Annotated in this window: 9 protein-coding genes; 4 read left to right on the top strand and 5 right to left on the bottom strand. The window is 62.9% G+C overall.

The window, feature by feature from the left end; all coding sequences use genetic code 11:
• Positions 1-69: 69 nt before the first annotated feature.
• From AOG28_RS05400 to edd, 3 genes are read right to left on the bottom strand one after another with little or no spacing between them, the layout of a single operon-like run.
• Positions 70-948 carry a D-hexose-6-phosphate mutarotase gene (locus AOG28_RS05400; RefSeq protein ID WP_054555571.1) on the bottom strand — a complete coding sequence of 293 codons (879 nt, stop codon included), beginning with the start codon at positions 946-948 and terminating at the stop codon, positions 70-72.
• A gap of 37 nt (positions 949-985) precedes the next feature.
• On the bottom strand, positions 986-2,002 hold the full coding sequence (glk, locus tag AOG28_RS05395) for a glucokinase (RefSeq protein WP_054555570.1): 1,017 nt from the start codon (positions 2,000-2,002) through the stop codon (positions 986-988).
• A gap of 55 nt (positions 2,003-2,057) precedes the next feature.
• A complete protein-coding gene (edd, locus tag AOG28_RS05390; RefSeq protein WP_054555569.1) occupies positions 2,058-3,908 on the bottom strand; it encodes a phosphogluconate dehydratase in 1,851 nt (616 codons plus the stop codon).
• Between the two features lie 365 nt (positions 3,909-4,273).
• Here edd and gap point away from each other — a divergent pair, with 365 nt between their 5' ends.
• The 4 genes from gap (at position 4,274) to AOG28_RS05370 (ending at position 10,128) form a co-directional block, all read left to right on the top strand.
• Positions 4,274-5,278, top strand: coding sequence for a type I glyceraldehyde-3-phosphate dehydrogenase (gene gap / locus AOG28_RS05385; protein ID WP_043331416.1), 1,005 nt, complete (start codon positions 4,274-4,276; stop codon positions 5,276-5,278).
• A gap of 695 nt (positions 5,279-5,973) precedes the next feature.
• On the top strand, positions 5,974-6,366 hold the full coding sequence (locus AOG28_RS05380; RefSeq protein ID WP_054555568.1) for a hypothetical protein: 393 nt from the start codon (positions 5,974-5,976) through the stop codon (positions 6,364-6,366).
• Between the two features lie 445 nt (positions 6,367-6,811).
• Positions 6,812-9,166: a sensor domain-containing diguanylate cyclase gene (locus AOG28_RS05375; protein ID WP_152965337.1), complete on the top strand. Its 2,355-nt coding sequence runs from the start codon at positions 6,812-6,814 to the stop codon at positions 9,164-9,166.
• 95 nt (positions 9,167-9,261) lie between these two features.
• Positions 9,262-10,128: a dienelactone hydrolase family protein gene (locus AOG28_RS05370; RefSeq protein ID WP_064503214.1), complete on the top strand. Its 867-nt coding sequence runs from the start codon at positions 9,262-9,264 to the stop codon at positions 10,126-10,128.
• Between the two features lie 166 nt (positions 10,129-10,294).
• Here the strand turns inward: AOG28_RS05370 and pncB are convergent, their stop codons facing one another.
• Together pncB and AOG28_RS18630 are read right to left on the bottom strand one after the other, a co-directional pair.
• Positions 10,295-11,467 carry a nicotinate phosphoribosyltransferase gene (pncB, locus tag AOG28_RS05365; RefSeq protein WP_043331412.1) on the bottom strand — a complete coding sequence of 391 codons (1,173 nt, stop codon included), beginning with the start codon at positions 11,465-11,467 and terminating at the stop codon, positions 10,295-10,297.
• A gap of 159 nt (positions 11,468-11,626) precedes the next feature.
• Positions 11,627-12,016: a DUF4190 domain-containing protein gene (locus tag AOG28_RS18630; protein WP_235506952.1), complete on the bottom strand. Its 390-nt coding sequence runs from the start codon at positions 12,014-12,016 to the stop codon at positions 11,627-11,629.
• Positions 12,017-12,065 lie beyond the last annotated feature (49 nt).

The raw sequence follows: 12,065 nt of genomic DNA, 5'->3' as shown, positions 1-12,065 counted from the left end.
GCGCTCTCGGTTGGTCGACAAGGTGCGCAAGGTGCCGGCCACGCCGTGAGCCGCGTGGCCGGCTGTCATTCACACGCCGCTTGCCTCATCACCACTCAGCGGTGAGATGTGCTGAGCCAGCAGATGCTGAGCGCCCGGCGGCAGCCAGACCGGGTCGAGGCGCGTGCAGGCGGTCTCGACACACAGGAAGCTGCGCGCATTCTCGACGCTGGTGTCGGCCGGCGGCGCGTCCCCGGGATGCCAGACCACCGTGGAGTCAGAGCCCTGCTTGGCGATGCGCAGCTGACGCTTGCCGTCTTCGAGCACCTGAATCTGGCTGGTCTGGTAGATGCGGTCCAGCGGGCCGCGCACGCCCAGTTCGCCCTGCTGGTCGAAGCGCGAGAAGTCCTGGCGCTTGTCCAGGTAGCTGGCGCCGGCCAGACCAGTGACGCGACACTCGAAGGCATTCGCCACTGCGAAGTAGGTATGCAGCGCGCCGGTCATCTTGATCGGGGCCTCGCCACGGTTTTCCGTGATCAGCTCGACCTTGAGGAAGCGGCGGCTGGCAAAGATCACCACGCGCGGAGAGAGGGCGGCGTGCAGCGCTGAGACCGGTGAGGCATGGATCTCGACGCCTTCGTCTTCCTCGTCCACCGCATCGATGCGCCAGTCGGCCTTGCGAGCGGGGCCGTGCAGTTCGCTTTCGCCCTCGGGGAATTCATCCGCGAACCAGGGCCAGCACAGCGGAATGCCGCCGCGAATGCTGCCCGGCAGGGCGGCGGGCGTTTCCGTCACCCACAGCCAGGGAGAATCGCCCGTCGGCTGATAGTGCAGCACCTGAGCCCCCTGGTGGCAGACCACCAGCTCGCCCCACTCCTGGTTGAGGATCAACAGCGAGCGGCCCTGCCATTCGACAGTGCGTTGGCCAGCGGTGTCGGCGATCAGTGCGCGCAGACTTTCGGGGATCATCTCGAGCTACCTCGATGGTTCAGGAGGTGGCGGTGCATCATGCCACCTCTTCATTGTGCAGAGCCTCGGCGGCGCCCAGCAGGCCGGTCCACGGCGCGGTCACCACCCAGGTGGGTATCGCGGCATTGTAACGGCTCAGACGATTCTTGTCGGTGAAGGCGTGTCGGAAATCGCTGCGCATCAGCAGATCCAGGTTGCGCGGCAGCACGCCACCGCACAGATAGACCCCGCCACGCGCCCCCAGCGTGAGTGCCGCATCGCCGGCGACCGCGCCAAGAATCTTCATGAAGCGCATCACGGCATCAAAGGCGAGAGCATTCTGCGGTTCATCGTGATGCAGGTGCTCATGCGCTGCTTGGCTGACGCTGGCCGCACTGTCGAGGGGAGTCGGCAGGCCGCGAAGCTCGCCCAGGGCCTGATAGATCTCGAGCATGCCCTGGCCACACAGCAGGCGCTCCACCGAGACGCGACCATGGCGACGGCGGAAGATGCCGAGCAGACCATCCTCGATCTCGTCGGTGGGGGCGAAGCTTGCATGCCCCCCTTCGGTCGCGAGCGGGATCCAGTTGTGCGTGCCGCGCACCAGACCCGCGACACCCAGCCCGGTGCCGGGGCCGATCACCAGGCGTGGCGAGGCCGCATCGCCACTACCTTCGGTGAGCTCCTCACCGATGGCCAGGCGTTCGCTGGCCTCGATGTGGGGCACGCCCAGCGCCATGGCGGTGAAATCATTGAGGCACTTGAAGCGCTCAAGCTTCAATGATTCGCGCACCTCGCGCTTGAGAAACGTCCAGTGATTGTTGGTCATGCTGACGCGTTCATCATGCACGGGGCAGGCGAAGGCCAGGCAGGCCTCGACGGGTTGCTCGGCCTCCGACAGGCCCAGCATCCGATAGTAGGCCTGGATGGCCTCCTCGAGTCCGGCATGCTCGGCGCAGGCGAGCGTCTGGATGTGCTGCAGGGTGTGGCTGCCCGGCTGGACAAGTGCCAGCCGGGCATTGGTGCCACCGATATCGCCTACCAGAGCAAGGCGATGGGAGGTGTCGCGGGTCATCGTCCGGCATCCTTCCTTTGCGTCAGTGCCTCAGGAGAGTGACAGGGTGCGCCCATCACATCAGGTCGTGGCCGCTGCCCGGCAGGTCTCCGTAGCCTGCAAAGCTGGAGGCGCCTTCCTCGGCACCGCCGACCAGTGAACGCATGCCGGAGAACAGCTCGCGGCCCAGGCCGTGATGATAGCTGTCGCGAGTGATGGTCTCGGCCTCGCGCTCGGCCCATTCGGCTTCATCGACCAGCGCCGTGAGGGTGCCGGCATTGGCGTCCAGGCGGACCACGTCGCCTTCGCGCAGGCGTGCCAGCGGGCCGCCGTCGAGCGCTTCCGGCGTCATGTGAATGGCGGCCGGGACCTTGCCCGAGGCGCCAGACATGCGGCCATCCGTCACCAGTGCGACCTTGAAGCCGCGGTCCTGCAGAATGCCGAGGTAGGGCGTCAGCTTGTGCAGTTCCGGCATGCCGTTGGCACGCGGACCCTGGTAGCGCACCACGGCGACCATGTCCTGCTCAAGCTCGCCGGCTTCGAAGGCGGCCTTCATCTCATCCTGGTCACTGAACAGCTTCACCGGCGCCTCGACGAGACGATGCTCTTCCTTGACGGCGGAGACCTTGATCACGCCGCGGCCGAGGTTGCCGTCCAGTACGGTCAGGCCGCCTGTCGGGGCGAACGGGTTGGCCACCGGACGCAGCACATCCTCGTCGAGGCTGTCGGTGGGGCCGTCCTTCCAGACCAGCTTGCCGTTCTCGAGGAAGGGCTCGCGGACATAGCCGGCCAGGGTGCCGCCGTCCTGGGTGGGGATGTCGTGGAGCAGACCCGCCTTGAGCAGTTCACGGATCAGGAAGCTCATGCCGCCGGCCGCCTGGAAGTGATTGATGTCGGCCTGGCCGTTCGGGTAGATGCGCGTCAGGCTCGGTACCACCGCGGAAAGCTCGGTGAAGTCATCCCAGGTGATGGTCACGCCCGCAGCGCCGGCCATCGCGACCAGGTGCAGGGTGTGGTTGGTGGAGCCGCCGGAAGCCAGCAGGCCGACCATGGCATTGACGATGGCGCGGGCATCGATCTGGCGATAGAAGGGACGGTAGTCGCCGCCGACTTCGCTGTTGCGGATGGTCTGCTCGGCGGCGTGACGCGTCAGGGCTTCGCGCAGCGGCGTGCCCGGATTGACGAAGGACGCGCCCGGCAGGTGCAGGCCCATCAGCTCGACCATCAGCTGGTTGGAGTTGGCGGTGCCATAGAAGGTGCAGGTGCCCGGGCTGTGGTAGGAAGCGGACTCGGCTTCCAGCAGCGCATCGCGGCCGACCTTGCCTTCTGCGAACAGCTGGCGGACACGCGCCTTCTCGTTGTTGGGCAGGCCGGAGGGCATCGGGCCTGCCGGCACGAACAGTGTCGGCAGGTGGCCGAAGCGTGCGGCGGCAATGAACAGGCCCGGGACGATCTTGTCGCACACGCCGAGGAACAGGGCGCCATCGAACATGTTGTGCGACAGGCCGACAGCGGCGGCCATGGCGATCAGGTCGCGGGAGAACAGTGACAGCTCCATGCCCGGCTGACCCTGGGTCACGCCATCGCACATCGCGGGCACGCCGCCGGCGAACTGGGCGGTGGAGCCCATCGCCTGGACGGCTTCCTTGATGATGCGCGGATAGTCCTCGAACGGCTGGTGGGCGGACAACATGTCGTTATATGACGAAATAATGCCCAGGTTGGCCGAGTTCATCAGCTTGAGACGATTCTTGTCGGTCTCGCCACAGGCGGCAAAGCCGTGCGCCAGGTTGCCACAGGAGAGCTCGGAGCGGTGTACACCGCGGCGCTGCTGGCTTTCCATCAACTGCTCATAGGCGGCGCGGCGTTCGCGGGAGCGGTCGATGATGCGCTGGGTCACGTGCTCTACGGTCTGGTTGACTGACATGCTCTTACCTCATGTATCAGGCGGCGCAGGGCGCCGAGGCTGGCGAAAGAAAGCGTTTCCCGCTGTGTGGGCGTGCTGCTATCCGGCGACGCTATCCAGTGGTGATGGCGGTGTAAAGCCTCTGGCCTCACTCGTGTCGCGTCGTTCGGTTACCGGGGTAGCCTACAGTAGCGCGTCATAGCGCTCGAGAAACGGTTTTGTTCGGAATATTCGGTAAATTTAACAAAAAAACTGCTTGAAGACTGGACGACTTTCGGCCAAATTATGGGAAAAGCGTGTAGGATAATTTCACGGAACGCATTGCAGGCTTTCGTTCCTGGATCAGGTCTGGTCCTGCACCCGCCATACGCCACAGGAGTTGAGTCATGACATTACGCGTCGCCATCAATGGTTTTGGTCGCATCGGTCGCAACGTGCTGCGTGCGCTGTATGAAGGTCAGTACAACGATCGTATCCAGGTCGTCGCCATCAATGATCTGGGTGATCCGAAGCTCAACGCTCACCTGCTGAGCCGCGATACCGTCCACGGCCGTTTCGCCGAAACCGTCTCGCACGACGAAGAGAATCTGTTCGTCGGTGACGACAAGATCCGCATCCTGGCCGAGCGTGACCCGGCCCAGCTGCCGTGGTCCAGCCTGGACATCGACCTGGTGATGGAATGCACCGGTCTGTTCACCAAGCGTGCTGCCGCTGCCAAGCACATCGAAGCCGGCGCCAAGCGTGTGCTGATCTCCGCGCCGAGCGGCGATGCCGATGCGACTGTCGTGTTCGGCGTCAACGAAGATGTGCTGAAGGCCGAGCATCAGGTCGTCTCCAACGCGTCCTGCACCACCAACTGCCTGGCGCCGGTCGCCAAGGCGCTGAATGATGAAGTCGGCATCGAGAATGGCCTGATGACCACCATTCACGCCTACACCAACGATCAGAACCTGTCGGATGTCTACCACTCCGACCCGTACCGTGCCCGCAGCGCGACCCATTCCATGATCCCGACCAAGACCGGTGCCGCCGCGGCGGTGGGTCTGGTGCTGCCGGAACTGAACGGCAAGCTGGATGGTCTGGCGATCCGCGTGCCGGTCATCAACGTGTCGCTGGTCGATCTGACCTTCACCGCGTCGCGTGATACCTCCATCGAAGAGATCAACGCCATCGTGGCCAAGGCCGCCGAAGGCTCCAGCGTGCTGGCCGTCAACGAGCTGCCGCTGGTGTCCATCGACTTCAATCACGATGCACACTCTTCCACCTTCGACAGCAATCACACTCGCGTCAGCGAAGATCGCCTGGTCAAGGTCATGGCGTGGTACGACAACGAGTGGGGCTTCTCCAACCGTATGCTCGACACTGCGCTGGCAATGCAAGCCGCCAAGTAAGCGCTTGGTGAGTCCCGCGCGGCCGTTGATCCCTCATCGATCAACCGACAAGGCCGCGCGGGACAGCAAGAATTCGGGAGTCTGTCAGTCTGTCGGCAAGACAGGAGGGCAGGCTCCCAACAGGTGAGGACGAGTGGCCCGAGGATTCTCGCGTCGCGCTCAGGCTCCACGGACAAGGCAATGCCATTCGTCCCCTTTGAATCGGTGGTCGGTCAGGGTTGGCGCCAAGACCGGCTTCGATGCTGCTCGGAATGACATCGCGTCATCCATTTTTGAACCTCTCCCAATGGGAGAGGTTTTTTTTGCGCACCATAAAAGTGCGGGAGATGCTTCAAGGCGCAAAGTGTCGTTGCCTTGCGTCAATGGCGTGACCTTATGGCAACTTTTCTGAGCACGATCGCGACAGAGTTGGATCAGGTGGCGTGAAACGTGCACTGATACGTCGAGAAAGGTGGTCAACATGTCGTCATCGTAATTCACGGTCGAGTGAAATTAGCGAAACTGTGGCGGTGTGTTACACTTCGCACCTGTTGGCCTTGCGTCTATCGGCGAGCCAGGTCATGACAACGTCAAATCATGCAGGCGGTCATATGGCCTGCGAGTGATCCATTGTTGTGCGCAATTCAGGGAAGGTATTGCCACACTGCCGCACACTTTCCGGCAGTTATCTCGACTTCCACAGCAGGCTGTCTCAGATGCACGATGCCATCCGCGAAGCTCATGAATTGATCGGTGCTACCTTGCGCGACCCGCGTACCCAGCGCGAGGGCAAGGTCGTGGGTATGGACCTGGGGCGTGAGCAGCCGGCGATCTATGTGCTATGGCAGGAAAGTGCCGCAGCGGAGCGCATCGGCATGGAGCCGGATGATTTTCGCGCGTTGCTCGAGCACCTGCGGGCGCGCCTGCCGGTCAAGGCGCCTTCCGCCCAGCAGGACAAGGACAGCAGGCAGTCGCGGCGTCACAAGCGCAAGGCCCCGCGCGCTACTGCCCAGCCGGCTGGCGAGAGCAACGACGGCCGCAGCGGCGCACCTGACGCCCCGTCCTCCGCGCTCATCGACGATGCCATGCCGCGTTCCGCGCAAGGCTAGATCTTTTCAGGCCAAGTCTGTTCAAGTCTTGCTCTGTTCAAGGCTTGCTCTGTTCAAGGCTTGCTCTGTTCAAGGCTTGCTCTGTTCAAGAACAGCTCTGTTCAGGGCCAGGTCTGGTCAATGTGAGCTCCCCAAAAAGCCCGAAGCTTATGCTTCGGGCTTTTTGCATCCTGAGGTTTTCCCTTCGGCGCCGCTTGCGTGATATTCGCCCACAACATTGCGCGTGCGCTGCCGATAAGGGAGATAGTCAGACGCAAAGGCAAAGGTCGCAATCGTTCATATGCCGTCATCTGCTCGGATCCTCGCGCAACCAAGCGTTGGGGGTACTGCTGGCTGCCAGCGCCATGGATAGGGCATTCTTGAGCAAACCGCATGACAGAGAAGGGGTTTCACGTTGCCTGAATCATTCGCGGATAGTCGTTTGCTGCAGCATCATTATGCTGTCGTGGCAGATGTGTTGTTCACGCTCAGTGCTGATGGTCAGCGCTTGATTGCCATGAATGCAGCGGCGGAACGCCTGCTGGGATATACGGTGCGGGATTTTCTCAAGCAGCCGGAGCTCTGGCTTTCGCTGGTGATCACCGCCGACCGGCAGCGGTTGAGTGACTTTCGCGCCTCGATGGGGCGGGTCGAGCGTACGACGTATCGCATGCGCGACCGCAGCGGTCAGCTGTTGTTGCTCGAGGAATGTCTGTGGAGTTCTGGCGTGGGGCATCCGCTGTGTGGACGAGTGACGGATATCACGCAGCGTGACAAGGCCAATGAGCAGGAGCAGCAGCTGGCGCGTGCCTATCGTCTGATGATGGTGCGCAGCCGTGACCCAATGGCGATCCTGCTGCTCAAGGATGAAAGCCTGGTGATCAGTCATGCCAACCCGGCCTGGCACCTTTATCACGATGCGGCCTGTGCGCATTCCCGCCTCTCGCTTGAGCACCTCTACCTCCCTCATGTTCTGCGTAGCCTGGAGAGAGCCGAACCCTGGCAATGCGATATCAGTCTGTCGCTGCCGCGGGGGGAATCCAGGTTGTCCGTGCAGATGGTCAGTCTGGGACGCTCACTCGCCGACGAGGGGCGTCAGGTGGCCGTGATGGCGCGCGACATCACCCAGGTACATCAACGTCTCGAGCATGTGATCGATCAACAGCAGCGTCTGGCGCGGCGGGTGGATGAGACGCCCGGCGCGCACTACGCGACCGCTGGTGAATGGCCGCCAGAGGAATTGGAGTATCTGTCGGCAGGCAGCGAGGCGCTCACCGGGCTCTCGCATGACCTGCTGATGGCAAGCCCGGGCCTCTGGCAAGCCCGCTTGGCGCCGGATGAGCTGACCATCTGTCAGCAGCGCTTCGGCGAGGCCGTGCGGGAGCGCCATAGTCGTCTGAGTCTGTGTTACGCCTTCGTGCATGTGGATGGGCGCAAGCGCTATCTCCAGGATGACATGCAGCTGAGTTACTCGCCTGCGGGAGAGGCCACCGCCGTGCTCGGCAAGCTCAGTGATGTCACCCAGCGCGAAGCGCATCGGCGCCAATTGGACAACCTTGTCCAGCAGATGCGCGGCGTCGTCTTCCAGTGTCGCCTGAGTCGGGAGGGTGAGCTGCGTTATACCTACCTTTCGCCAGTTGCCTCGCAAGTGCTGGGGCTCGACCCGCAGGCCGTCATCGACGACCCCATGCTGCTGCTGGCGCGCATTGCGGGTCGCGAGCGTGAGCAGCTGCTCATGTCACTGCAGACCAGTGCCCGGCAGCAATCGCCCTGGGAGGCGGAGATACGCTATCAGCATCCGGATGGTCAGGAGCGCAGGCTGGCGTGTGTCGGGTTGCCGCAGGTGATCGACTCCCCCGAGGGCGGCGTAATCTGGAATGGCTATTGTGATGATGCCACCGTCCGATACCGTATCGAGGATGAACTGCGCCAGAGCGAGGAGCGCTATCGCTTCATCCTCAACTCCGTCAGCGATCTGGTCAGCATCGAGGACTCCCATGGCATCTGTCAGTACATCAGCCCCTCGGTGGAAAAGCTCTGCGGTTATCGCCCGCAGGAGATCATCGGCCAGGAGATCAAGCAGCTGATCCATCCCGATGACATGCTGCGCATCGCGCAGGAGGTCCATCGTGCCGCCTGTCTCGGCGAGGTGTTTCGAATCGACTTCAGGATTCAACACAAGGCCGGGCATACGCTGTGGTTCGAGTCGATCTCGACGCCCTCGATGGACCCCGTCACCGGGCGGTATCAACGCGTGCTGTCGGTGTCGCGCAACATTCATGAGCGCAAGCTGGTCGAACAGCGCCGTGAGCATGAAGCGATGACGGACGCCATGACCGGCGCCATGACCCGGGCCAGCTTCCTCGACACGCTCGATACCCTGCTGAGCTCGTCATCGCGGGAGCAGATGGCGTTGATCCTGTTTGATATCGACCACTTCAAGCGCGTCAATGACACTCACGGCCATGCGGCGGGCGATCAGGTGCTGATCAGTCTTGGCGAGGCGTGTCGTGCCCAGCTGCGGCGCGATGACTGCTTTGCGCGTCTGGGCGGCGAGGAGTTTGCCGTCCTGCTCACCGATGCCGGTACCGCCACCGGTGTCGGCATGGCCGAGCGCCTGCGACAGCAGATCGCGGCGCTGGAGGTGCGCTTCAAGTCGCTGACACTGCGCTGCACCATCAGCATGGGAGTGGCGACACCGCTGCCGGGGGAGACCCGGGATGGCTACCTGCACCGTGCCGATATGGCGCTCTACAGTGCCAAGCGCAGCGGTCGCGATCGGGTGGTACTGGCATCGCAGTCCTTGAGCGAGGACAATTGAGCCAATGCCGGTGATCAATCGGGCACACCTGCAGCCGGTGTCTCGGGTTGTGGATCGCGTCATGCAAGTGGATCACGTCATACAAGGAGTAGGCGATGCGAATGTTACGTGGCTGGTGCGCTGGCACCCTGTTGTTTGCACAGTCGGTATTTTCCGCCGGACAGGCCATGGCCGCCGAGGATGCACCGCTGGTCAATCGTCTCGAGGGGCCGCAGGTGGTGACGGAGACGGTGACCTATCGGGCCAATGGTGAGGAGCACGTAGGCCTGATCGCACGCGATGCCAAGGCGCAGGGGCGCCGTCCCGGTATCCTGCTGGTGCATGAGTGGTGGGGCTTGAACAGCTACGCCCGCAAGCGCGCCGAACAGTTGGCAGGACTTGGCTACGTGGTCATGGCCGTCGACATGTATGGCGGTGGGCGCACGGCCGAGCACCCCAAGGAGGCAGGTGCCTTCTCCTCTGCGGTGATGAGTGACTGGCCGAAGGCCGAATCCAGCTTCAATTCGGCGCTGGCGGTGCTGCGCTCACGCCCGGAAGTCGATGGCGAGCGCATGGCGGCGATCGGCTACTGCTTCGGCGGTGCCGTGGTGCTCAACATGGCGCTGACCGGAGCACCGCTCAAGGCGGTCGTCAGCTTCCATGGCAGCCCGTCGATTGCCGTGACGGAGCCCGAGCCGTTTGCCGGCCGGGTCGTGATCCAGAATGGCGCGGCCGATACGCTGGTGCCGCAGGAGGATCTCGACAAGCTGGTCGCGACCTTCCAGTCACTCGAGACGCGCACCACGTTGATACAGTATCCGGGCGCCAAGCACGCCTTCACCAATCCGGAATCGGATGCCAAGGCGGCCAAGTACGATCTGCCGCTGGGCTATGACGCGGCCGCGGATTCGGCTTCCTGGCAGGTCATGCTCAACCTGTTCAATGAGGTCTTCAAGACACCGAAGAAGTCCGTCAAGACCTGAGCCGTCGTCACCGGTGCTGAAGGTGATCGACATGAAAAAGCCCGCCCGGGAGGTTTCCGGGCGGGCTTTTTCATGGGGGGGGTTCTAGAAGCTATTTCATGAGCCTGTTTCAAGGTCTCTGGCAGGAGGCCATGGCAAGGCGTTCAGCGATCGCTGAGCGTGCGCTTCAATCCAGCTCCTTGAGTGACAGCACCTGGTGCGCCAGACGAATCATGTCGGGGTCGCCGGTGTGTTTGCTCGAGACGTCCGACAGCTTGATCACCGGCACCCATTCCTGACCCTCGGGACGGGCTTCGGTCATCTTGATCACCATGTTCATCGGCTGCGGGCCGACATCATTGGTGAAGTTGGTGCCGATGCCGAACGACATGCCGATACGCCCGGCGCAGTAGCGCACGATGCGATCGACCTTGTCGGTGTCCAGACCATCGGAGAACACGATGGTCTTGGTCTTGGGGTCGATCCCCAGCGACTCATAGTGACGGATGGTGGTCTCGGCGAAGTCGATGGGGTCACCACTGTCGTGGCGCACGCCGTCAAACAGCTTGGCGAACTTCTTGTCGAAGCTCTTGAAGAAGGCCTGGCTGGTGAAGGTGTCAGACAGGGCGATCCCCAGGTCACCGCGATAGACCTTGACCCAGTTCTCCAGCGCCAGAATGTTGGCCATCTTGAAGCCGAAGCGCGCGGCATGAAACATGAACCACTCATGGGCGTGCGTGCCGATCGGCTTGATGCCGTGGCGCTGCGCCATGTGCACGTTGCTGGTGCCGATGAAGCAGCCGCGGCCGTGGTCCTTGAGGCCCGCGACCACCTTGTCGTGCACATCGTAGGAGTGACGACGACGAGTGCCGAATTCCGCCACGCGGATGCCGAGTCGCTTGTAGTGCTCGATCTTGGCCAGGGTGCTGTCGCGCAGGGCCTGATCGCTGTCGCGTTGATCTCCGCCCAGCTGATACCAGAGCTCGCTGATCATCGCCATCAGCGGGACTTCCCACAGGATGGTGCGATACCAGTAGCCTTCGATATGCACCTCCAGCTCATCACCGGTCTGGGTGATGGTGATTTCGGAGGGATCGAAGCGGAAACCCGCCAGGAAGTCGCGGTAGGTCGGGTCCAGGAAGGGGCAGTGAAGCTCGAGGAAGGATTTCTCTTCCACGCTCAATGCCAGTTCGGCCATGTTGTCTACCGCGATGCGCAAGGCCTCGCCGAACCCCGGCGGGAACGAATGTTCGCCACGGTTGATGAAGGCGTAGCGAGCGCGCGCATACGGAAACAGTTTCACCACGGCGTTCTGCATGGTGAACTTGTAGAAATCATTATCGAGAATCGAGTACAACATCGAGGCTCGCTCAGTATCAAGGCGGCTCGGGGGAACCGGAATCGCTGGCAGGGCAGGCGCTGCGAGAGGCAGGCATGCCCTGCTGGCACGGGGAAGCAATGTCGACGCATTATCCGTGCAGGCGCGCTGCACGTTCAAGCCGGAGTGCCCAGGCGCTGGTCAGGTGCTGAAGGCCATGATGCCGAACATGGTCAGCATCATGCCGCCGAACATCAGCAGGCCGGCCAGCGACAGGGCGATCAGCAGGTAGCCGAGAATCAGTCCGGCCAGGGCCCAGCTGTCACCGGCTTCGCCACTGCGGCGGATCTGGCTGCGCGCAATGTGGCCACACACGACGCCGCCGAGTGCCGCAGGCGCGAGCAGGCAGCCGAGCACGCTCAGGGCAAAGGCGGCCACTGCCATGAGATTCGTGCTGGCATGGGTGTCCTGCGCGGGCGGGGTCGGCGCATAGGGTCCTTGAGAGGGCCCTTGCGAGGACTCTTGAGCGCGCCCCTGGGTCTGTGAGCCGCTCGTGGACGTGTCGTCGGGCGGCGTGGGAGTCTCTGTCATGTGGGTCTCGTTGTCCTGCATCATGGCGACACACTAGCATGTCCTGGGA

The sequence above is a fragment of the Cobetia sp. UCD-24C genome (assembly GCF_001306765.1).
Classification (GTDB): Bacteria; Pseudomonadota; Gammaproteobacteria; order Pseudomonadales; family Halomonadaceae; genus Cobetia; species Cobetia amphilecti.
Note: the sequence above shows the minus strand (reverse complement) of the source record. Positions and strands in the feature narration are given on the sequence as shown.